This is a genomic window from Streptomonospora sediminis (assembly GCF_054778995.1).
The window spans coordinates 73,598-94,019 of the sequence record NZ_BAAGYZ010000072.1 but is presented as its reverse complement, the minus strand read 5'-3'; the positions used below and the strand labels follow the sequence as shown (position 1 = coordinate 94,019).

General features: G+C 70.8%; 21 protein-coding genes and 1 riboswitch. Of the genes, 9 read left to right on the top strand and 12 right to left on the bottom strand.

The genetic code is table 11. From position 1 onward, the window contains the following. Positions 1-27: 27 nt before the first annotated feature. Positions 28-786, bottom strand: coding sequence for a DUF1266 domain-containing protein (locus ACYVD5_RS14830; RefSeq protein WP_461001620.1), 759 nt, complete (start codon positions 784-786; stop codon positions 28-30). A 287-nt stretch (positions 787-1,073) separates the two neighbouring features. On the opposite strand from ACYVD5_RS14830, the gene ACYVD5_RS14825 reads away from it, so the two are divergent. Together ACYVD5_RS14825 and ACYVD5_RS14820 are read left to right on the top strand one after the other, a co-directional pair. Beyond that, a complete protein-coding gene (locus ACYVD5_RS14825; RefSeq protein WP_461001619.1) occupies positions 1,074-1,325 on the top strand; it encodes a type II toxin-antitoxin system Phd/YefM family antitoxin in 252 nt (83 codons plus the stop codon). Next, positions 1,318-1,578, top strand: a complete 261-nt coding sequence (locus ACYVD5_RS14820; RefSeq protein WP_461001618.1) for a type II toxin-antitoxin system RelE family toxin — start codon at positions 1,318-1,320, stop codon at positions 1,576-1,578. Before ACYVD5_RS14825 ends, ACYVD5_RS14820 begins: the two co-directional genes overlap by 8 nt. 89 nt (positions 1,579-1,667) lie before the next feature. Here ACYVD5_RS14820 and ACYVD5_RS14815 read toward each other — a convergent pair whose 3' ends face one another. From ACYVD5_RS14815 to ACYVD5_RS14795, 5 genes are all read right to left on the bottom strand, one after another. Beyond that, the gene (locus tag ACYVD5_RS14815; protein WP_461001617.1) at positions 1,668-3,077 is read right to left on the bottom strand and encodes an L-serine ammonia-lyase; all 1,410 of its coding nucleotides are present in this window, start codon (positions 3,075-3,077) and stop codon (positions 1,668-1,670) included. A gap of 104 nt (positions 3,078-3,181) precedes the next feature. Continuing rightward, entirely contained in the window at positions 3,182-4,453 is a 1,272-nt protein-coding gene (locus tag ACYVD5_RS14810) for a serine hydroxymethyltransferase (protein ID WP_461001616.1), read from the bottom strand. Between the two features lie 4 nt (positions 4,454-4,457). Then, entirely contained in the window at positions 4,458-4,838 is a 381-nt protein-coding gene (gene gcvH / locus ACYVD5_RS14805) for a glycine cleavage system protein GcvH (protein ID WP_461001615.1), read from the bottom strand. Between the two features lie 164 nt (positions 4,839-5,002). Continuing rightward, the gene (gene gcvT, locus ACYVD5_RS14800; RefSeq protein WP_461001614.1) at positions 5,003-6,124 is read right to left on the bottom strand and encodes a glycine cleavage system aminomethyltransferase GcvT; all 1,122 of its coding nucleotides are present in this window, start codon (positions 6,122-6,124) and stop codon (positions 5,003-5,005) included. A 144-nt stretch (positions 6,125-6,268) separates the two neighbouring features. Then, positions 6,269-6,368: riboswitch (glycine riboswitch) on the bottom strand. Between the two features lie 503 nt (positions 6,369-6,871). Then, complete coding sequence (locus ACYVD5_RS14795; RefSeq protein WP_461001613.1) at positions 6,872-7,927, bottom strand: 3-deoxy-7-phosphoheptulonate synthase; 1,056 nt, start codon at positions 7,925-7,927, stop codon at positions 6,872-6,874. A 487-nt stretch (positions 7,928-8,414) separates the two neighbouring features. Here ACYVD5_RS14795 and pip point away from each other — a divergent pair, with 487 nt between their 5' ends. Both pip and ACYVD5_RS14785 read left to right on the top strand, forming a co-directional pair. Then, the gene (pip, locus tag ACYVD5_RS14790) at positions 8,415-9,374 is read left to right on the top strand and encodes a prolyl aminopeptidase (protein WP_461001612.1); all 960 of its coding nucleotides are present in this window, start codon (positions 8,415-8,417) and stop codon (positions 9,372-9,374) included. Between the two features lie 223 nt (positions 9,375-9,597). Then, positions 9,598-9,789, top strand: a complete 192-nt coding sequence (locus ACYVD5_RS14785) for a ferredoxin (protein WP_461001611.1) — start codon at positions 9,598-9,600, stop codon at positions 9,787-9,789. On the opposite strand, the gene ACYVD5_RS14780 is transcribed toward ACYVD5_RS14785, so the two are convergent. Further along, entirely contained in the window at positions 9,773-10,990 is a 1,218-nt protein-coding gene (locus ACYVD5_RS14780) for an NAD(P)/FAD-dependent oxidoreductase (RefSeq protein WP_461001610.1), read from the bottom strand. The two genes, ACYVD5_RS14785 and ACYVD5_RS14780, sit on opposite strands and share 17 nt — an antisense overlap. Positions 10,991-11,189: 199 nt before the next feature. Further along, on the bottom strand, positions 11,190-12,164 hold the full coding sequence (locus ACYVD5_RS14775) for an asparaginase (RefSeq protein WP_461001609.1): 975 nt from the start codon (positions 12,162-12,164) through the stop codon (positions 11,190-11,192). A gap of 142 nt (positions 12,165-12,306) precedes the next feature. On the opposite strand from ACYVD5_RS14775, the gene ACYVD5_RS14770 reads away from it, so the two are divergent. Continuing rightward, the gene (locus ACYVD5_RS14770) at positions 12,307-13,284 is read left to right on the top strand and encodes a 3'-5' exonuclease (protein ID WP_461001608.1); all 978 of its coding nucleotides are present in this window, start codon (positions 12,307-12,309) and stop codon (positions 13,282-13,284) included. A 25-nt stretch (positions 13,285-13,309) separates the two neighbouring features. On the opposite strand, the gene ACYVD5_RS14765 is transcribed toward ACYVD5_RS14770, so the two are convergent. From ACYVD5_RS14765 to ACYVD5_RS14755, 3 genes are all read right to left on the bottom strand, one after another. Continuing rightward, positions 13,310-13,492, bottom strand: a complete 183-nt coding sequence (locus ACYVD5_RS14765) for a hypothetical protein (protein WP_461001607.1) — start codon at positions 13,490-13,492, stop codon at positions 13,310-13,312. A gap of 131 nt (positions 13,493-13,623) precedes the next feature. Then, positions 13,624-14,292, bottom strand: coding sequence for a TetR/AcrR family transcriptional regulator (locus ACYVD5_RS14760; protein ID WP_461001606.1), 669 nt, complete (start codon positions 14,290-14,292; stop codon positions 13,624-13,626). 145 nt (positions 14,293-14,437) lie between these two features. Beyond that, positions 14,438-15,064 carry a biliverdin-producing heme oxygenase gene (locus ACYVD5_RS14755; RefSeq protein WP_461001660.1) on the bottom strand — a complete coding sequence of 209 codons (627 nt, stop codon included), beginning with the start codon at positions 15,062-15,064 and terminating at the stop codon, positions 14,438-14,440. 527 nt (positions 15,065-15,591) lie between these two features. On the opposite strand from ACYVD5_RS14755, the gene ACYVD5_RS14750 reads away from it, so the two are divergent. The 4 genes from ACYVD5_RS14750 to ACYVD5_RS14735 all read left to right on the top strand — a co-directional run bounded on the left by ACYVD5_RS14750 (position 15,592) and on the right by ACYVD5_RS14735 (position 19,591). Further along, complete coding sequence (locus ACYVD5_RS14750) at positions 15,592-16,824, top strand: PP2C family protein-serine/threonine phosphatase (RefSeq protein ID WP_461001605.1); 1,233 nt, start codon at positions 15,592-15,594, stop codon at positions 16,822-16,824. Then, positions 16,821-18,527: a sensor histidine kinase gene (locus ACYVD5_RS14745; protein WP_461001604.1), complete on the top strand. Its 1,707-nt coding sequence runs from the start codon at positions 16,821-16,823 to the stop codon at positions 18,525-18,527. The genes ACYVD5_RS14750 and ACYVD5_RS14745 overlap by 4 nt, the downstream gene beginning before the upstream one ends. A 2-nt stretch (positions 18,528-18,529) precedes the next feature. After that, positions 18,530-18,976 (top strand): response regulator, encoded by a 447-nt coding sequence (locus ACYVD5_RS14740; protein ID WP_461001603.1) that lies wholly within the window; start codon positions 18,530-18,532, stop codon positions 18,974-18,976. An 81-nt stretch (positions 18,977-19,057) separates the two neighbouring features. Next, the gene (locus tag ACYVD5_RS14735) at positions 19,058-19,591 is read left to right on the top strand and encodes a low molecular weight protein-tyrosine-phosphatase (RefSeq protein WP_461001602.1); all 534 of its coding nucleotides are present in this window, start codon (positions 19,058-19,060) and stop codon (positions 19,589-19,591) included. Positions 19,592-19,637: 46 nt separating this feature from the next. Here the strand turns inward: ACYVD5_RS14735 and ACYVD5_RS14730 are convergent, their stop codons facing one another. After that, on the bottom strand, positions 19,638-20,327 hold the full coding sequence (locus tag ACYVD5_RS14730) for a methylated-DNA--[protein]-cysteine S-methyltransferase (RefSeq protein WP_461001601.1): 690 nt from the start codon (positions 20,325-20,327) through the stop codon (positions 19,638-19,640). Between the last annotated feature and the right edge of the window lie 95 nt (positions 20,328-20,422).

The window sequence follows — 20,422 nt, the reverse complement described above, 5'->3', positions numbered from 1 at the left end:
GGCGGGCAGCCCGCAGCGGAACCCGGGTCAGAAATGGAAGGGCACGTTCCGCCACGGGCTCTGCGGGTGGGACATCATCAGGTGGTGCACTTCCAGCGGTGTCGTGTACCAGTGGCCGAACTCGCCGTCGTCGAAGTGCAGGCACCGACCGAGGATGTAGCCCGCCGAGAAGTCCGACCACGTGGCGTAGTACCGGCGCGCCTGCTCACCGGCCCGGACCGCGTACCACTGCGACGTCTGCATGTCGGTGTAGCCGCACTGCACACCCCAACGCGCCATGTTGGCGCCGCGGCCGAAGTCCCAGGCCTTGATCGCGGGGACGAAACCGCCGGGCGCCAGCAGGCCGTCGGCGGTGAACCGTTTCTCGTAGTGCAGGATCATCCCGGCCAGCCCCACGAGCTTCTCGTAGACCGCGTGTTCGATCCCGCGCTGTTGGCACATCCGCGCAATGGCGCCGCGCCAGGTCCCGGGGTCGACCTGCCGCCCGATGGACTCGGAGGCGACCCTGCGCAGGTCCAGCAGCACCCCGGCAGGGCTGTTGCTGTCCTGGTCGTCGATCAGCGAGTCCTGCTGGCGGCGCCAGTCGGCGGGGGACCCGATCCCCCAGTCCTCTTTCATCCCGGCGCGCTTCTGCTCCGGCGTGCAGCAGGAGCACCCCGCCGGATTGTTCCAAGCCGCGTTGTTCGCGACCTGGATGTGCACCGCGCACGCATAGGCGTGGGCGAGGGGACCGTGGAAGGGGCCGTAGGGGTCCGCGTTCAGTCCCAGAGTGCTGCCTTGCCACACCGTTGATGGCCCCCTTTGCGGATGGGCCGTCGCGGGGCAGGGCGGCGGCGCCCGAGTCAGCTTGCGGGGACGAGGTATACCACTCCCGCCGACCGCCCCGCAGCCCGCGATCGGCTCACCGACCGGAGGCGCCATCGGCTCCGGCGGCGACCCGGCACCCGGTCGGCACCCGGCATGGCGAACATACGCTCCCAGCGGTTCCGCCGCCGGGAGCGGTTGATCATACAATCCAGCACATACTGTTAATGTACCTTGTGTACACAATCATTATTAGGTACGCTGTGTACATGACTCAGACGATCTCTGCTCGCGAGTTCCGCATGCACCTGGCCGATGTCATCGATCGTGCGAAAGCCGGCGACCCCACGGTCGTGACCCGCAATGGCAAGGCCGTTGGTGCCTTTGTTCCCATGGAAGTCCTTGAACAGGCCAGACAGAGCGACGAGGAGGAGCTGCGGCGGATCGTTGAGGAACGCCGGGACTCTGCGACAGTGCCCATGGCTGATGTGATGGCCGAGACACTGGCGCGCGATGAGTAAGTACCGCACGAGCTTCACAGTCGAGGCTCGGGCTGATCTGCGGAAAATCGCCCGTGACCAAGCCATCGCCATCCTGCGAAAGCTCACCGAGTTGGAATCGGATCCCTTCGCCTTTGGGACCACGGCCCTGGTGGGAATTCCAGGTCATAGGAGGCTCCGTGTCGGCGACTACCGTGTGATCTACCGAGTCGACCGCGGGCACCTGGTGGTTGTGGTCGTGCACGTCGACCATCGGTCAACCGTTTATGAGTGATAGGCGGCCCGCAGACGTCGGTGCGAGATCCTGTCACGCGCTTCACGCAGGTGGCGGCTGCCGTGGTCCGGAAAGCCGCCACCCCGCCCTCAGCACTCGATGACGTTGACCGCGAGCCCGCCCCGGCTGGTCTCCTTGTACTTGTCCATCATGTCGCGGCCGGTGTCGCGCATGGTGCGGATGACCTTGTCGAGTGAGACGAAGTGGCTGCCGTCGCCGCGGACCGCTATGCGGGCGGCGCTGATGGCCTTGACCGCGGCCAGGGCATTGCGTTCGATGCAGGGCACCTGCACCAGGCCGCCGATGGGGTCGCAGGTCAGGCCCAGGTTGTGTTCCATCGCGATCTCGGCGGCGTTCTCGACCTGGGCCGGGGTGGCTCCCCACGCCTCGGCAAGGCCCGCGGCGGCCATCGAGGACGCCGATCCGACCTCGCCCTGGCAGCCGACCTCGGCGCCCGAGATCGAGGCGTTCTCCTTGTAGAGGATGCCGACCGCCCCGGCGGTCAGCAGGAAACGCACCGCCCCTTCGTCGCCGGCGCCCTGGGTGAAGTGGGCGTAGTAGTGCAGCACAGCGGGGATGATCCCGGCCGCGCCGTTGGTGGGCGCGGTGACCACGCGGCCCCCGGCCGCGTTCTCCTCGTTGACCGCCAGCGCGTACAGCGTGATCCAGTCGGTGCCGCGCATCGGATCGTCGGGGTCGCCGCGGGCCGGGCCGACCAGGCCGTCGGAGTCGCAGTGGCCGCCGAGTTGGCGGTAGAGCCGGTGCGCCCGGCGGGGGACCTTCAGCCCGCCCGGCAGCGTGCCCTCGGTGTTCACGCCCCGGCGCACGCACGCGCGCATTGCCCGCCAGATCGCCAGCAGCCCGTCGCGGATCTCGGTGTCGGTGCGGCCGAACGCCCGTTCGTTGGCGAGCATGACCGCGCTGATGGACATGCCGGTTTCGCGGCAGATCTCCAGCAGTTCCGCGGCGGTGGCGAACGGATAGGGCTGGGCGGTTTCGTCGGAGGTGATCCGGTCGGCGCCCACCGCCTCCTCGTCGACGACGAAACCCCCGCCCACCGAGAAGTAGGTGCGCGAGCGCAGTTCGGTGCCGTCGGCGTCGAACGCGGTGAACCGCATCCCGTTGGGGTGACCGGGCAGGGACTCCTTGCGGCGGAAGTCGAGCTGCTCGGCGGGGTCGAACCCGATCTCGTGTTCGCCGCCGAGCAGCAGCCTGCCCTGCGCACGGACCTGCTCCAGCATGCCCGGTGCGGCGTCGATGTCGACGCCCTCAGGGGTTTCGCCGAGTAGGCCGAGGATGACCGCGCGGTCGCTGCCGTGCCCCTTGCCGGTCAGGGCGAGCGAGCCGTACAGGTCGGCGCGCACGGTGGCGGTCTTTTCCGCCAGCCCGGATTCGGCCAGCCCGGTTGCGAACGTTCGGGCGGCCCGCATCGGACCGACGGTGTGCGAGCTCGATGGGCCGATGCCGATCGTGAACAGGTCGAAGACGCTGATGGCCATGGTCCTGCCCTCCTTCGCGGGAACAGGAGTGCTGATGGTTGCGGTGCGGCCGGACCGGCAGGCGGCGCGCGGCCCGGCCGCACCAGGAGGGCAGGCAGCCCTCGCTACAGCTCCGGGTAGAGCGGGTGCTTGCGTACGAGCGCCTCGACGCGCGTACGCAGTTGTTCGGCCTTGTATTCGGGTTTGAGCGCTTCGGCGATGATGTCGGCGACCTCGGCGAAGTCCTCGTCGCCGAACCCGCGGGTGGCCAGCGCCGGGGTGCCGATACGCAGCCCTGATGTCACCATAGGCGGCCGCGGGTCGTTCGGTACGGCGTTTCGATTAACCGTGATGCCGATATCGTGCAGCCGGTCCTCGGCCTCGCGGCCGTTGAGTTGGCAGTTCACGAGGTCGACCAGCAGCAGGTGGACATCGGTGCCGCCGCTGAGCACGCTCACACCCGCCTGCACAGCGTCCTCGCGCATCAGCCGCTCGGCGACGATCTTGGCGCCGGAGACGGTGCGACGCTGGCGGTCGGCGAACTCGTCGCCCGCCGCGACCTTCAGCGAGACCGCCTTGCCCGCGATCACGTGCTCCAGCGGACCGCCCTGCATGCCCGGGAACACCGCGGAGTTGATCTTCTTGCCGAACTCTTCCTTGCTGAGGATGAGCCCGCCCCGGGGACCGCCCAGAGTCTTGTGCGTCGTGGTGGTCACCACGTCGGCGTAGGGCACCGGGCTGGGGTGCAGGCCCGCGGCCACCAGGCCGGCGAAGTGCGCCATGTCCACCATGAGCAGCGCGTCGACCTCGTCGGCGATCTTGCGGAAGCGCGCGAAGTCGAGCTGGCGCGGGTAGGCCGACCAGCCGGCGACGATCATCCGCGGCCGGTGCTCCTTGGCCAGCGCCTCGACCTCGTCGTAGTCGACCGTGCCGTCCTCGGGACGCACATGGTAGGCGACCGCGTTGAGGATCTTGCCGGAGTAGTTCAGCTTCATGCCGTGGGTCAGGTGCCCGCCGTGGGCCAGGTCCAGACCCAGGATGGTGTCGCCCGGCTTGAGCAGCGAGAAGTACACCGCGGTGTTGGCCTGGGCGCCGGAGTGCGGCTGCACGTTGGCGTGCTCGGCGCCGAACAGCTCCTTGGCCCGGTCGATCGCGAGCTGCTCGACCACGTCGACGTGCTCGCAGCCCCCGTAGTAGCGCTTGCCGGGGTAGCCCTCGGCGTACTTGTTGGTGAGGACGGTGCCCTGGGCCTCCAGCACCGCCTGCGGAGCGAAGTTCTCCGAGGCGATCATTTCCAGGGTGTCGCGCTGCCGGTTCAGCTCCGCGCCGACGGCGGCTGCGACCTCGGGGTCGAGTTGGTCGAGGGTCTGGTCGAGCAGATTGCGCTGAGACGCCATGTGATTAGCCTTCGCCTTCGGTCAACTGCGTGTACTGCTCCGGGGAGAGCAGTTCGGACGGTTCCTCGGTGACCTCCACCTTGAAGAGCCACCCTTGGCCGTAGGGGTCGGTTCCGATGACCTCGGGGTTGTCCACCGCGGTCTGGTTGATGTCGACGACCTCGCCGTTGACGGGCGCGTAGAGGTCGCTGACGGACTTGGTCGACTCCACCTCCCCGCAGGTGTCGCCCGAGGTCAAGCTCGCGCCGGTCTCGGGCGGTTCGACGTAGACGATGTCGCCGAGCGCTTCGGCGGCGAAGGCGGTGATGCCGACCGTGGCGACACCGTCGGCGATCGCAACCCACTCGTGCTCGCTCGTGTAGTTCAACTCCGCGGGAACGCTCAATTCAACTCTCCAGGAGGTCGTCGTTGTCCGGGTACCGCGCGGCCCTCCGCGCACGGCCGGGCGGCCCGTTCGGCGTGTGGACCGCTACCGGTTCCACCCCGCTCGATTCTGCCGGTAAGGCCGGTGCGCCCGCACGCGGTGTGCGCGGTTTCGTGCCGCGGAAGTCAGTGCTCCCGCCGGTAGAAGGGCAGGTCGACGACGTCGACGGCCTCGTGGCGGCCGCGGACGTCGACGGCGGTCTCGCCCGCGGCCGGGTCGGCCCCGCTATCGATATAAGCCATGGCGATGGGCTTGCCGAGGGTGGGGGAGGGCGCCCCGCTGGTGACCGCGCCGACCGGCCGGCCGTCGAGCAGGACGGGGTTGCCGTGGCGCAGCGGCCGGCGTCCGCGGCCCGCCAGCCCGACCAGGCGGTGGCGCGGCCCGGAGTCGGCGACGCGCTGCAGCGCCGCGCGGCCGACGAAATCGCCGGGCTTGTCCAGCTTGACGACGCGGCCCAGGTTGGCGTCGAAGGGCGTGGTGGCCGAGTCGAGTTCGTTGCCGTAGAGCGGCATGCCGGCTTCGAGGCGCAACGTGTCGCGGGCGGACAGCCCGGCGGGTACCAGCCCGTGCGGTTCGCCGGCCTTCAGCAGCGCGTCCCAGACCTCGGGCGCGGAGTCGCCCGGCGCGAGGAAGATCTCGAAGCCGTCCTCGCCGGTGTAGCCGGTGCGCGCCAGCAGCACGGGGTGCCCGGCAACGTGCTGGTGGTAGCCCGCGAAGTACCGGATGGAGCCGAGGTCGGCATCGGTGAGCGGGGCGAGGATCGCGGCGGCGGCCGGGCCCTGCACCGCGATCAGCGCGTAGTCGGGGGAGCGGTCCTCAACGAGGACGTCGAAGCCTGCAGCGCGTTCGCTCAGCGCCGCCATGACGGTGTCGGAGTTGGCGGCGTTGGCCACCACCAGGTAGTCGTCATCGGCCAGCCGGTAGACGATGAGGTCGTCGAGGACACCGCCGTCGGCGGCGGTGATCATGGTGTAGCGGGCGCGCCCCGGCGTGACCTTGGACAGGTGGCCGACCAGGGCGTAGTCGAGCATGTCGGCGGACTGCGGGCCGGTGATGTGGATCTCGCCCATGTGGGAGAGGTCGAACAGGCCCGCTGTCTCGCGTACCGCGGTGTGCTCGGCGCGTTCGCCGCCGTAGCGCAGCGGCATTTCCCAGCCGGCGAAGTCGACGAGGGTGGCCCCGGCGCGCTCATGGAGACCGTGCAGCGGTGTTGTGCGCGGTACAGATCCCTGATCCGGCGCAGTCATGACTCACTCCCGAGAGGATGGACGTCGTTTCGTCACTGGCGTTGCCATCCTCCCCCTCTGTCATCGGTGCCTGAGAGCTTCGCCGCGCGGACGCGGCTTGCACCTTCGGCGAGGGGCGCAAGCGCCCCTGCTTTCCAGAGTGGTCTCGACCGTACGGTCCGGCGCGCCTGAGAGGTTTTCTGGGGAGGAATTGCTCCTTCGGCGGCCCGTGCCGGCTGCACGGACTCTCTCCCGTACGGAATCAGCGACCGATTCCAGGTTAGCAGCGCAGCCCTTCCGCGAACAGAACAGGGCGGGCCAATCACCACCGAGAACGCGCTGACCAGGGGTGGGGCAGAGGCGGAGGCGGGACGGGCCCCGATCACCCCTGAAGAAGCCGACCCGCACGCAGGCACCGGTGGGTGGCCGACCAGCGCGTTCGGGAACCGCGTCGGACACGGGTCCGCTCGGCGGCCTTGCCCGCGGCCGACTACAGGTGGCCCGGGCTGAAAGCAGCGGCAACGGCCGCGGGCGGCGGGGGCGGGCGGTCACCGGTCCCACCGCAGGCGGCCGGGGCGGGCGGCGCACCGACCCTGCGGAAATGCCCGGATTTCAAAGCTGAGACAGGCACTTCAACATGATCATCGCCGGAAACCCGGCATAACGGGCGCACGACCACCCCTGGAATCCGACATAACGGACACACGCGCGCCCACCCGGGCCGACCGCCGCCCTCGGTGCCGCTAACACACGCTTCTTATACGGGGATCAGGCCGAACGGCGCTTGCGTACCGCCTCGGCAAGGCCGGCCAGCACACCCTCGGTCGTGGACCAGTCCATGCACTTGTCGGTGATGGAGCGCCCGTAGACCAGGCTCGCCGGGTCGTCGAGCTCTTGGGCGCCCGCCTCGATGAAGCTCTCCAGCATCACGCCGATCACGCCCTGCTGGCCGTCGGCGACCTGCGCGGCGATGGACTCGGCCACCGCGGGCTGGCGGGTGTGGTCCTTGCCGCTGTTGGCGTGGCTGGCGTCGATCATCAGCCGCCGCGGCAGCCCCGAGCCCTCGATCACATCCAGCGCCGAGCCGACGCTCTGCGCAGCGAAGTTGGGTCCGCCGCGGCCCCCGCGCAGGATGACATGGCAGTCCGGGTTGCCCGCGGTGACCACCACCGAACCCGAGCCCGCCGGGTCGATCCCGAAGAACGTGTGCGAGGCGGCCGAAGCGCCGCAGGCGTCGACGGCCACCTGGACGTCGCCGTCGGTACCGTTCTTGAAGCCGACCGGCATGCTCAGCCCGCTGCCGAGTTGGCGGTGCACCTGGCTTTCGGTGGTGCGGGCGCCGATAGCGCCCCAGGCGACGGCGTCGGCGATGTACTGCGGCGTGATGGGGTCGAGGAACTCCGTGCCGGCGGGCACGCCGATCGAGCCGATGTCCAACAGCAGCTTGCGGGCGGTGCGCAGCCCGCGGTGCACGTCGTAGCTCTCGTCCAGGCCGGGGTCGTTGATCAAGCCCTTCCAGCCCAGCGTTGTGCGCGGTTTCTCAAAGTAGACCCGCATCACCAGGCACAGGTCCTCGTTCACCGAGGGTGCCAGCGCCTTGAGCCGTTCGGCGTAGTCGAGTGCCGCCTCGGGATCGTGCACCGAGCAGGGACCCACAATGACCAGCAGGCGGTCGTCGGTGCCGTCGAGAACGCGCTTGACCTCGTTGCGGGCGTCCTCGACCAGCCCGGTACGCTCCGGTCCCATCGGGAGTTCGGCCAGCAGGTCGCGCGGCGCGATCAGCGGCTGGTAGCTGGCGACGCGTGTGTCGTTGGTGTTGGCCATGCCTTCTGTGCCCCTTTTCCGTCTCCCCTGCAGACCCACCTAGAACACTAACGCGCGCGTACTTCGGGCACTGCCGCCGGAGGCGCCGCGGCGTGCGGGAAGCCGGGCTGTGTGGGCCGGTACGGACGCGGATCGGGCCGCGGCAGGTGCCCGCGGCCGTACGCGGTGTGATCGGACTACAGCAGTTCGTGTGACCCTGGACACATTCGTGCCGCGAATGCGGGCCAGGGAGGCGCCGCGCGGGACCGGATGCGGCGCTCGCCACACCGCTGTGCTCCGGGGAAACATGGTCCGGCGCCATCGTGCGCTGGAATGATCTTGCGCACCGGGCTCGGCGCGGACCGGGCGGCGGTGGCGCCGGCACCGGCGCGGCCCGCCGCCGCAACTCCGGCCGTTGCCGCTCAGTGATCGCATCGCGTCACCGGCGCGCCCCATGCCAGTTCTAGGATTGGCCACGGCCACATCTGCGACGAAGGACGCCTTACCCATGCGCACGCTGTATCCGTCCATCGAACCCTACGACTCCGGCATGCTCGACGTGGGCGATGGACACCGGATCTACTGGGAGTTGTGCGGGAACCCGGCGGGCAAGCCGGCGGTGTTCCTGCACGGAGGCCCCGGGGGCGGCTGCACCCCTGACCACCGCCGCCTGTTCGACCCCCAGCGCTACCGGGTGCTGCTGTTCGACCAGCGCAACTGCGGCCGCAGCACCCCCCACGCCAGCGGCATGGACGTCGACCTGAAGACCAACACCACCTGGGGTCTGCTGGAGGACATCGAACGCCTGCGTGTGCTGGTCGGGGTGGACCGCTGGCAGGTCTTCGGCGGGTCGTGGGGCAGCGCGCTCGCGCTGGCCTACGCCCAGGAGTACCCCCGCCGGGTCAGCGAGCTGATCGTGCGCGGCATCTTCACCTTGCGCAATGAGGAGGTGCGCTGGTTCTACCAGAGCGGCGCGTCGTTCCTCTTCCCCGACCTGTGGGAGCAGTACCTGGCCCCCATCCCCGAGGACGAGCGCGACGACCTCATCGGTGCCTACGCGCGCCGGCTGGCCTCGCCCGACCCCGAAATCAGGCTGGAGGCCGCACGCGCGTGGAGCACCTGGGAGGGCTCCACCATCACCCTGCTGCCCAACGAGGACCTGCGCACCCAGCATGCCGAGGCCGACTACGCGCTGGCCTTCGCCCGCATCGAGAACCACTACTTCGAGCACGGCGGCTTTTTCACACCGGGCCAGCTCATCGCCAACGCCGACCGGCTGCACGACATCCCCGGCGTCATCGTGCAGGGGCGCTACGACGTGTGCACTCCGGCCAAGACGGCGTTCGACCTGCACCGTGCCTGGCCGCAGGCCGAGTTCCACCTGGTCGACGACGCCGGCCACGCATTCAGCGAGCCCGGCATCCTGGACCGCCTGATCGAGGCCACCGACTCATTCGCCCGCTCCTGAGCCCGGCCGGGGTGCGGGCCGCGGCCTGCCCCGGCCGGATCCCCGGGGCGGTGGGGCGCCCGGCTGATCTGATCCGCGGGCCCGAGCGAATCGGGGAGTTCGCGGGCATCCGGCGCGCCCGAAGGCTGGGCTCGGATCCTCCGGCGCACTAGGCTCGGACGCGGATTTCGCGGTGGAACAGCGGAACGGTGAACAGCGCCGAGCAAGCCGAGCGAGGAGTGCCATGCGGGTCAACGTCGATTTCGACCTGTGCGAGAGCAACGCGGTGTGCATGGGGGTTGTGCCGGAGGTCTTCGAGGTGCGCGAGGACGATTTCCTTTACGTACTGCAGGACGAACCGCCGGAGGACCTGCGGGCCGAGGTCGAGGAGGCCGCCCGCATGTGCCCCAAGCAGGCCATCAAGATCGAGGGCTGACCGCGGCCAGCGCATCGGCCCAGGTGGTGCGTTCGCTGAGCAGCCGCCGGTAGCGCATCACCTTGGGTGTCGAACGCAGGCCCAGGACACCCACCAGCATTCCGGCCCGGCCGAAGAACGCCACGAACTTGCGGTCTTCGGCCGAGCCGTGCACGATTTCGGCGGTGTCGGCAGGCGCGGCCTGCCCCAGCAGTTGGATCTTCATGCCGTACTGGTCGGACCAGAAGTAGGGAACCGGCGTGTAGGGAGTGCGGGCGCCGCCGCCGGCCAGCAGGTTGCGCACCGCTGCGGCGGCCTGTTCGCCGGAGTTGGTCCAGTGCTCCAGGCGCATGCGGCCGCCGTAGTGCGGATGCGGCCAGGCCGCGATGTCGCCGGCCGCGTACACCCCGGGCAGCGCGGTCCGGCAGTACTGGTCGCAGAGCACCCCGCCGGTGCCCTCGGCGAGTTCGACCCCCGAACCCTCCAGCCAGCCGGTGTTGGGCAGCGCGCCCAGCCCGGCCACCACGAGCGAGGTCTCGACCGCGCTGCCGTCGCTGAGCCGGACGCGTTCGACGTGGCCGGCGCCTTCGAAACCGGTGACTCCTGCACCCAGCCGGACGTCGACCCCGTGGTCGCGGTGCAGCCGTGTGAACACATCGCCGATACGGGGATCGATGACCCGGGTGAGCGGTGTGGAGGCGGCCTCGATGAGGGTGACATCGAGCCCGGCGGCGCGGGCGCTGGCGGCGACCTCGGCACCGACGAACCCGGCACCCACGACCACCATGTGCGCTTCGGTCTTGAAGGCGTCGCGCACGGCCTCGGCGTCCTCGATCGTGCGCAGCACGTGCACCCCGGCCAGATCGGTGCCGGGCCGGCGGGCGCGGGCGCCGGTGGCGATGACGACGTTGTCGGCCGTGACCGCCGTGCCGTCGTCGAGTTCGATCGCGCGCTCGCTCGCCCGCAGGCGTGCGGCTCGCCGGCCCAGGCGCAGGTCGAGCCCGAGGGCCTCGAACTCGGAATCGTCGCGGAGGTCGACGCTGACCGGCGCGCCCTTGCCGGTTAGGAACTCCTTGGACAGCGGCGGGCGGGAGTAGGGGCGGTGCGGTTCGTCGCCGATCATCGTGATGCGGTCCTCGAAACCGGCCTGGCGCAGCGATTCGGCCGCGTGCAGCCCGGCCATACCGGCACCGGCGATCGCGATGTGGCGGATGTCGGCCATGTGCCGCCCCTCCTCAGTGCGCAGTGTTCAGTGATCGCGCGCCGCGCGCCGCGCACCGCGGGTGCGATCCCCTCTTGCTCGGCAACATAGCCGAATCCGGCCTGATTCCGCCCGCGCCGTCCACAACCGCGCGGCCGCTGCCGGGCAGGCCGGCTGCGGACCTCGCGGCCTGTCTGCCCGGCTCACCCCTCAACCGGCCTCAGCCGGCCGCGCCGAGCGGCCGCAGCATGCCCACCGGGACCCCGCCGCCGCGAACCTCGGCCGCACCCACATCGCCCGCCGGAGCCACGTCGACACCAAGCGCCTCCAGCGCGGTGAGCGCGGCCATGGTGCGCGCCCGGAACAGCGGGTCGCCGTCGCTCATTTTCACCGCGGCGACCTCGCCGCCCGGCGCGGCCACGACCAGCACACCCTCGGCGCCCATCTTCGCCACCGCCCCGGGCAGCCGCCGCATCAGCAGCGTGTCGGTACGGCCTTCGCCGGCGACGTACTCGGGGAAGTCGCGCATGGCCTCCAGTACCGCCCACTCCGGCGAGGACTCCGCGGCGGCGGCCATCCGCCGCAGCCCGCGGGCCAGCCCCAGCAGGGAGACCGCCATCTGCGGCGCGCCGCATCCGTCGACGGTGGTGTGGGCGACCTCCTCGCCGCACATCTCCTCCAGTTCGCTGCGGACCAGGGCCTGCAGCGGGTGTCCGGGATCGAGGTAGCCGTCGGTGCTCCACCCCTGCGCGACGCAGGCGGCGAGCATGGCCGCGTGCTTGCCCGAGCAGTTCATCAGCAGCGGGGTGGGTGCACCGCCCGCTTTCAGCAGGCGTTCGCGCTCGCCGCGGTCCAGCGGCCAGTCGGCAGGGCAGCCCAGCGCCTCGGGCCCGAGCCCGGAGCGGGTGAGCATGTCGACCACCGCGTCGACGTGGCAGGGCTCACCGCTGTGGCTTCCGGCGGCGAGTGCGATATGCGCGGGGATCAGGTCGGCGCCGCCGCGCAGCGACGCCGCCGCCTGGAACGGCTTGGCGGACGAGCGCGGCAGCATCGGCACGGTGGCGTCGCCGCGCTGGTAGCCGATCGCGCCGTCCGGGGTGAGCCCGACGACCGTGCCGAAATGCATCCCTTCGCGGAATCCGGACCGGATCACTTCGACGAGCGGGACATACTGCGGTTGCGGGCTTTCGGGCATGGGATCTCCTAAATGAGGGGTTTCTTCGATTGGTTTCTCGTGCGGCCGGGGCGGCCTCGGGGTAGAGCCAGTGCGTCAACGCGGCTCGCGGCGCGGGTCTTCCCCGGCGTGGCATAGGGTCGGCCCCGCGGGAGGTACCGCGATGAGGATCGGACAGGGGATGGACGACGTGCTGGACGCCGAACCTGAGGTGGGGCGGGCGGTCCGTATGGGGACCCTTACCCGCCACCGCGGGTCGGTCCGCAGCGCGCGCGACCTCGAATACGCCGCCGTGGACGTCGCCACCACCCGGCCCGTGGCAACGGGCGAGCCCCGGGCCGAGGGCGCCCGGATCTGCGAGATCGCCGTGGTGCGGATGCGCGGCAACGGCACGTTGCTGCGGGAGTTCAGCACCCTGGTCGACCCGGGTGTGCCGGTCACCGGGTCGGAGTTCCACGGAATCGGCACCAGCGACGTCGTCGGCGCGCCCAAGGCCGCCGAGCTGGCCGGAGTGCTCAACGGGCTGTTCTCCGGTGCGGTGCTGGCCGGCCACCGGCTCGATTCCGCGAGCCGCTTCCTGGGTGCGGAGCTGGTGCCGGCGGGACTGGCCGGCGGGTTGCCGGGGCTGTGCACGCTGCGGGCGCTGCGCTCCCAACTGGACCTGCCCGGCTACTCGCTGCCGCGGGCGAGCCACACGCTTGCGGGCCACTGGCCCACCGGTCAGCACACGGCCCTGGGCGGCGCCCGCGCGTGCGCGCAGCTGCTGGCCGAACTGCTCGCCAACGCGCCGGGCACGCTGCGCTACAGCGGCCCCGACCCGGTCGAACCCGAATTCACCGAACGGGATTTCGCTCCGCTGAAATCCCGCACCGGTTACGCCGCCACGCCGACCGCGGCGGCCCTGCGCGGCCACCCCGCACGTCCGCTCGCCGAGTGGCCGCGGCGCTGGCGCCGGTTGGAGCTCGACCCGCGCGACTGCGGCGGCGGTTTCTCCGCTGAGCAGCGCGCGACCGCCGAACGCGACGCGGAGTACCGCAGCGCTGCCCGCGAAGCGGCGGCCGCCTCGTTGGCCCTGACCACGGCCTTGGCCGCCACCAGCGCGGCCCGCCTGCTGGTCCGCCGACTGCGCACCGGTGGCTAACCGGGCACCGGAGCGGGGTCCGGCTTCACAGGGCGAGGAAGAACGCGATGATCAGCGCGCTGCCGCCGATCGCGGTGAGGGTTGCCCTGCCGGCTTCGGTCAGCCGCGCCCGGGCGAACAGCGGGGCGCCCGCCTGGAACCGCGGGATGCGGTTGAACATCGCGACGGTGACCAGGACGGCACCGGCCAGGATCAGTAGCAGGGACACCGGGGGGCTCCTGTAGGGGCGGGCGGGGCTGGGCGGTGCCCGATTCTGCCCCACAGCGCCCAGGAATGCGCAGCCGCCGCAAGGCCGGCGCCCGGTTCCGGACGCGCCGGTATCACGTGCCGTGACCGTGGCTACGCAGTGTTGCCGGGTGTGCCGGGTGTGCCGGCGGCGCCGGTGCCGTGGTCGCCGCCCGCGGCCTGCGGTGCGTCGGCGCCCAGCGCGCGCAGGGTGAACGCGGCCACCAGCCGGCCGGCGTCCTCGGCCGTGGTCTCGCCGCGCAGCAAGGGCACCCGCTGTGCACCGAGCATCGCCATCACCAGGCGCGAAACCGGCTCGGGGGTAAGCGCGGCGAATTCCCCGGTGTCGACCCCCTGCTGCAGGAGCCCGGTGAGCAGCCCGTGCATCGGCGCGACGTGCTCGGCGAGGGCCTGGTAGGCGTCGGGGCCCAGGCTGGCGCCCAGTTCGGCGGCTGCCGGATGGGGGTGCTCGGCAAGCGCTTCGACCTGGAGGCGGATGAAGGTCTCCAGCCGCTCGGCCGCTGCGGCATCGGCGGGGAGTTCGCGGTGGTAGCGGTCGACGAAACCGGCGGTGGCCTGCTCGGTGAAGGCGAGCAGCAGCGCCGGTTTGTCGGGAAAGTAGTTGTACAGCGCCGTGCGCGTGATGCCGGCCTCGGCCGCCACTTCGGTCATGGAGATCTCGTCGATGCCCTGGACGCGCGTGAGCGCCGCGACCGCTTCGAGAATGCGTTCGCGGGTCTGGGCGCGGTGCGCCGCGATGGTCGGCGCCGAGATCTTGGGCATGGCTCCCATGGTGGCACGGGGGCACGCCGTGCCGCGGCCCGCCGCGGTCCCGGGTGCGGGCCGCGGGAAGGCGGACGGGCTGCGCGTACCGAGAGGGCGGGCCCGGTCGGCGGAGCGGGCCGCGGTGCGGCCGGGGCGTCCGGTGTCAGGCCGCCGGTTCGCAGGCGAAGGCGTGGCCGAGTTCGGCCAGTACCTCGACGTTGAGCTGGTATGCCAGCTTGGTTTCGCGCACGACGCGTTCGCGTCCGGCGGTGTCCAGTTCCAGGGCGTCGAGCTGCGCCCGGTAGCCGGCCTTGAACCGCGGCAGGCTGCCCAGCGCGGAGAAGTCGTAGAACGCGGTTCCGCCGGATTCGTCCAGGCCGTAGGCGCGGGCGGCGGCGGTGCGGATGAACTGCCCGCCGGAGACATCGCCGAGGTAGCGGGTGTAGTGGTGGGCCACGTAGCCGGCGGGGTCGGCCGCCATCTGCTCGATGCGGGCCGTGTAGGTGCGCGTGGGCAGGGAGGGGGAGATGCGCTCGTACCAGTTCTCGCCGTAGAGCGCGGCGAGGTCGTACTGCAGTGCGGGAATGCGGAACAGTGCGGGGTTGACGACGCTGCCGGCGACGGGGTGGTCGGCCAGGGAACGGCCCACCTGCTCCAGGGCGGCGTAGGCGAAGTAGTGCTGGGCGACCATGGCGGCATAGCCCTCGCGGGGCAGCCTGCCATCCAGCAAGGCGCGGGTGAAGCCGTGCTGCTCGGCGTTCTCGTGCGCCGACCAGGTGGCCTGCTTCAGCTGTTCGGAGAAGAGGCTCGGGGCAGTCTCGCCGTTGTGCGGAGCGCGGCCGCCGGTACTGCCGGTGTCAACACGGCTGTCCGAATTGCCGGGGTTACCGGAGCTGCTCGAGCTACCGGAGCCGGCGGTTCCTGTGGTGCCGGCGGAGGTGGGAGTACCGGGGGAGAAGTCGCGATCGGCTGCGGGCACAGTGGGCACACGCCCTCCTTCGTCACCTTTTGTCCCGATCAGGATACTGACATCATGTCAGCATGCCGGTGCGTGGTACAAGGTTAAGTGACGCAGTGTCGAGAAATCAGGTCTGCTGAGGGCGGGTAACCTTGAGGTGCACGCCGGTGCGCCGTGCGCACCGAAAGCGCGGGGTTCCCAGCCACCGTTTGAACGTCCCCTCGTGCAATCCCGCTAGCGACAAAACGTGCCGGGCGATTATCGTTTGACAGCCGCAACGGCTGACGACGTGCACCGCGCACCGGTCGACGTAGAGGCGATGTGTGGATATCAGAGAACCAGGACACGAGCCCGTAACCATGACCGATACCGAATCAACGCGGCCGGCCGACCCCGGCCGCGCCGCTGAGGCTGTCATGGACCGGCATGCCGCCTCGACCGCCGAGGCGGTCGACGTCCTCCTGATCGAGGACGACACCCAGGACGCGTTCCTGGTCGAAGAACTGCTCGCCGATACCGCGCTGGACACCCGCATCACCTGGGTCAGCAGCCTCGCCGAGGCCCGCGAGCACTTCCACACCTTCCGCGGTTGCGTGCTTCTCGACCTCAACCTCCCCGACGCCAGCGGCATGGGCCTGCTGCGCGAAGTACTGACCACCGCGCCTTCAGCGGCCGTCGTGGTCCTCACCGGATTCGACGACGAGCACGAAGGCGTCGCCGCCGTTGCCGCAGGCGCCCAGGACTACCTGGTCAAAGGCCAGGTCGACGGCTCGCTGCTGGCCCGCAGCCTGCGCTACTCCGTCGAGCGCCAGCGCGCCGACGAGAACGCCCGGCAACTGCGCGAGGCCGAACTCTACGCCCGCGAGAACATGCGCCTGGAGCGCGGCCTGCTCCCCCAGGTGCTGCTGGACAGCTCGCCGCTGAGCCACCGCTCCTTCTACCGGCCCGGCCGCAAACGCGCCCTGGTCGGTGGCGACTTCTTCGACGCGGTGCAGAAGGACGGCACCACCCACGTCATCGTCGGCGATGTCAGCGGCCACGGGCCCGACGAAGCCGCGCTGGGCGTGAGCCTGCGCATCGCCTGGCGCGCCCTGGTCATGGGCGGTGTGGCAGAGGCCGACGTGCTGCCGGCGCTGGAGGAGATCCTCATCAGCGAGCGCGCTCAGGAGGAGATGTACGCCACGCTGTGCCAGACCAGCCTGGACACCGGCAGCGAACAGGCCCGGATCCGGCTGTTCGGCCACCCGCCGCCCCTGGTGCTGCACAACGGTGCGGTCGAAGAGGTCGCCGTGGTGCCCCGGCCCCCGCTGGGGGTCTTCCCCGAAGGCGAGACCGAGGTCGAAGGGTTCCGGCTGCCCCGCGGCGCCACGCTCATGCTCTACACCGACGGCCTGGTCGACGCCTACGACAGCCAGCCGCCGGCCCGCCTTGAGGTCAGCGGGCTGCGCCGCATGGTCGGCGACGTGCTGGGCCGCGGCACCTCCATCGTCGACCTGCCCGAGCACCTCGTCGACGAGGCCGAGCACTACAACGGCGGCCCGCTGCAGGACGACGTCGCCATGCTGCTGATCACGCACGAGGACCGGCAGTGAGAAGGTGGCCGCTGCGCCGCCGGGTCACCGTTCTGCTCGCCTCGGTGGCTGTCGTGCTGGTCGCTTCCGTCTCGACGATCACCCTCTCCGCTTTCAACGCCCGCGAGGCCCTGGACCGGCAGGTGGACGAACTGACACCGGCCCAGAGCGCCGTGCGCCAGACCATGTCGGCCTACCTCAACATGGACAACGGCATCCGCGGGTTCGCGCTCACCGACGACCCCAACTTCCTGTCGCCGTACCAGCAGGGCAAGCAGGACCTCAACGAGAGCCTGCCCCAGCTCCGCAACATCGCCCACCAGAACGGCGATGTCGACCGCTACATCGACCGGCTCATCGAAGCGGGCCAGGACTGGCAGGAGGACTACGCCGAACCCACCCTGGAGAGGGCGCGGGCCGACGAGGAGATCACCTCCGGCGACTACCAGCTCGGCCGCGACCGGTTCGACGACCTGCGGGCAGCGGGCGCGCGCGCCGAACAGCACATCGACCAGGAGCTGACCCAGGCCCGCGACGGGCTGACCCTGGCCACCCAGCAGGTCGTGGCGCTGCTGGGGCTGGTCGGTCTGGTCGTGGTCGTGCTGTGCTGCTTCCTGTGGGTGATGCTGCAGAACTGGGTGCTGCGCCCGCTGGACGAGCTCGGCAGCCACCTGATGCAGGTCTCCGAGGGCTATTACACCCACCGCATCGAGCTGCACGGCCCGCCCGAGATAGAACAGGTCGGCCGCGACGTCGAGGCCATGCGCGAACGGATCGTGCGCGACCTGGACGAGGTCGGCACAGCGCGCCGTACCCTGCAGGAACAGTCGGAGCTGCTGGAACGCCAGACCGACGAGCTGCGCCGCTCCAACCTGGAGCTGGAGCAGTTCGCCTACGTCGCCTCACACGACCTGCAGGAACCGCTGCGCAAGGTCGCCAGCTTCTGCCAATTGCTGCAGCGCCGCTACCAGGGCCGGCTCGACGACCGCGCCGACTCCTACATCGACTACGCGGTCGAGGGCGCCAAGCGGATGCAGACCCTCATCAACGACCTGCTGGCGTTCTCCCGCGTGGGCCGCACCAAAGACAACGCGCCCGTCGACCTCGGCGCCGCCCTCTCCGACGCGCTGTCCAGCCTGGAGACCCGCCTGGACGAAGCCGGCGCGGTCGTCACCGCCGACCCCATGCCCACCGTCCAGGGCGACCGCACCCTGCTCACCCAGGTCTACTTCAACCTCATCGGCAACGCCGTCAAGTTCCGCGGCGACGACCCGCCCCGCGTGCACATCAGCGCCGAGCGCAGCGGTGACGAGTGGGTGTTCTGCTGCTCCGACAACGGGATCGGCATCGAACCCCAGTACGCCGAACGGGTGTTCGTGATCTTCCAGCGGCTGCACACCCGCGACCAGTACGGCGGCACCGGCATCGGCCTGGCCATGTGCAAGAAGATCGTGGACTTCCACGGCGGCCGCATCTGGCTGGACACATCGTCCGTCCAGCCCGCCGGAGCCGGCGGCGAACGGCAGGGGACCCGCATATGCTGGTCGCTGCCTGTCGGCGACGGCGGCGCGGCCGACTCGGACACGAGCACCGACCAGGACACCGCAGCCCAACAGGCCCCACCGGCGGGCGGCGGGCCTGCAGAGGGCGGCACCGGGTCCCGACCCGATGACCACGAGGATCCTCCCGGCACGGCCGGGGCCGATTCGGAACAGGTCGGATGAACATGAGCGAGGTCAACTTGGTGCAAGCCATAGAGGTGCTGCTGGTCGAGGACGACCCCGGCGATGTCCTGATGACCAAAGAGGCGTTCCAGGAGCACAAGGTGGGCAACCGCCTGCATGTGGTCTCCGACGGTGTGGAGGCCCTGCGCTTCCTGCGCCGCGAGGACGAGTACGCCGACGCGCCCGCGCCGCACCTGATCCTGCTCGACCTCAACCTGCCCCGCAAGGACGGGCGCGAGGTGCTGGAGGAGGTCAAGAAGGACGACTCGCTGTCACACATCCCCATTGTGGTGCTGACCACATCCGAGGCGGAGGAGGACATCCTGCGCAGCTACCGGCTGCACGCCAACGCCTACGTCGCCAAGCCCGTCGACTTCGAGCAGTTCATCCAGGTCGTCCGGCAGATCGACGACTTTTTCGTCACCGTGGTGCGGCTGCCCGCGAACTGATACCCGGCCGCACCGCGCCGGGTGCGGCAAGCTCGCGCGGCCCGCAGCTCCACGGGAGCGCCTCCCACTAGGCTTGTCCCCATGAGTCTGCCTGAACCCCTCGACCCCGCCGGGCCCTACCGCATTTCGCTGGTGTGCCTCGGCAATATCTGCCGGTCGCCGATGGCCGAGAAGGTCGTCACCGCCGGCCTCGGACGCGCCGGGCTGACCGGTGCGGTGGTCGTGGACAGCTCCGGCACCGGCAGTTGGCACATCGGCTCGGGCATGGACCCGCGGGCGGCCGCCGCGCTGCGGGTGCACGGCTACCCCACCGACCACAGCGCCCGCCGGTTCGACCCCGCCCGGTTCGCCGACCGCGACCTGATCCTGGCAATGGACCTGGACAACCTGGACGAGCTGGTGCAACTGGCCCCCGACCCGGCTGCTGCGGGCGACCGGCTGCGACTGTTCCGCAGCTTCGCGCCCGGAAGCGGCGGCGGGCCCAACCCCGAGGTTCCCGACCCCTACTACGGCGGCGACGACGGCTTCAGCACGGTGCTGAGCATGATCGAGACGGCCGGCAAGGGCCTCACCGCCGAGCTCGCCGACCTCCTCGGCGGCCCGGTGGTGCGGTAGCGCCCGGCAGCGCAGGGGTAGGACCCGCTCCCCGCCGGCGCCGGCCTCAGGCGGGCTTGTTGGCCGCTTCCAGCGCCAGCAGGCTGCGCTTGGCCGCCACCCCGCCCGAGTAGGGGCCCACATCGTCGGGATAGTCGTCGGCGACCACCCGGTGGCAGGGCAGGAACAGGCACAGCGGGTTTTCGGCGAGTGTGCTGGCGATCGCGCGGCGCGCATTGGGTCGGCCGATCCGCCGGGCCAAATCGCCCAGCGCGACCGTGCCGCCATAGGGCACGTCCAGCAGCGAACGCAGCACCACGCGGCCGAAGTCGCCGGTGAGCCGCAGGTCCAGCGGAACGCCGAAGCTGGTCAACCGCCCTCCGAAGTAGGCGTTGAGTTCGCGGCGCACCGGCTCCAGGTGGGCGTCGTGCGGGCCGATGTTCGGTGAAACCGCGCGTTCGAGCCGCTCGACCACCGCCTCCTCGGGCGCGAACGAACACGCCGCCAGCCCGGCCTCGGTCATCGCGCAGAACACGAAGCCGACCGGGGTTTCGGCGACGCCGGTGACCACGTCGTAGGGGACGGTGCGCGCCGCCGGTGCGCCGGGCGGATGGGGGCGCCCGGCGGTCCCGCCGCCGGCACCCGGGCCGCCGCCCGCCGGCGAGGTCGCGCGGATGAGGGCGTCGATGTCGTCCGCGCCGCCTTGGTCGGTGCCTTCGAAGTCGGCGTAAAGGTCGCCGTGCCACATGCCGGCCATGATCCTCCCGCGTCTCGCTTGCCCGGTTTGAGGATGCCACGCGATCGGTCGGCTGTCGCTGCGGCGGGCGGGCGAGCCCCGGGAATTCGGCGCGG

Coding starts and splice junctions, on each gene's coding strand:
- ACYVD5_RS14825 (WP_461001619.1), top strand. CDS start 1,074: ATGACTCAGACGATCTCTGCTCGCGAGTTCCGCATGCACCTGGCCGAT.
- ACYVD5_RS14820 (WP_461001618.1), top strand. CDS start 1,318: ATGAGTAAGTACCGCACGAGCTTCACAGTCGAGGCTCGGGCTGATCTG.
- ACYVD5_RS14815 (WP_461001617.1), bottom strand. CDS start 3,077: ATGGCCATCAGCGTCTTCGACCTGTTCACGATCGGCATCGGCCCATCG.
- ACYVD5_RS14810 (WP_461001616.1), bottom strand. CDS start 4,453: ATGGCGTCTCAGCGCAATCTGCTCGACCAGACCCTCGACCAACTCGAC.
- gcvT (WP_461001614.1), bottom strand. CDS start 6,124: ATGACTGCGCCGGATCAGGGATCTGTACCGCGCACAACACCGCTGCAC.
- ACYVD5_RS14795 (WP_461001613.1), bottom strand. CDS start 7,927: ATGGCCAACACCAACGACACACGCGTCGCCAGCTACCAGCCGCTGATC.
- pip (WP_461001612.1), top strand. CDS start 8,415: ATGCGCACGCTGTATCCGTCCATCGAACCCTACGACTCCGGCATGCTC.
- ACYVD5_RS14785 (WP_461001611.1), top strand. CDS start 9,598: ATGCGGGTCAACGTCGATTTCGACCTGTGCGAGAGCAACGCGGTGTGC.
- ACYVD5_RS14780 (WP_461001610.1), bottom strand. CDS start 10,990: ATGGCCGACATCCGCCACATCGCGATCGCCGGTGCCGGTATGGCCGGG.
- ACYVD5_RS14775 (WP_461001609.1), bottom strand. CDS start 12,164: ATGCCCGAAAGCCCGCAACCGCAGTATGTCCCGCTCGTCGAAGTGATC.
- ACYVD5_RS14770 (WP_461001608.1), top strand. CDS start 12,307: ATGAGGATCGGACAGGGGATGGACGACGTGCTGGACGCCGAACCTGAG.
- ACYVD5_RS14760 (WP_461001606.1), bottom strand. CDS start 14,292: ATGCCCAAGATCTCGGCGCCGACCATCGCGGCGCACCGCGCCCAGACC.
- ACYVD5_RS14750 (WP_461001605.1), top strand. CDS start 15,592: ATGACCGATACCGAATCAACGCGGCCGGCCGACCCCGGCCGCGCCGCT.
- ACYVD5_RS14740 (WP_461001603.1), top strand. CDS start 18,530: ATGAGCGAGGTCAACTTGGTGCAAGCCATAGAGGTGCTGCTGGTCGAG.
- ACYVD5_RS14735 (WP_461001602.1), top strand. CDS start 19,058: ATGAGTCTGCCTGAACCCCTCGACCCCGCCGGGCCCTACCGCATTTCG.
- ACYVD5_RS14730 (WP_461001601.1), bottom strand. CDS start 20,327: ATGGCCGGCATGTGGCACGGCGACCTTTACGCCGACTTCGAAGGCACC.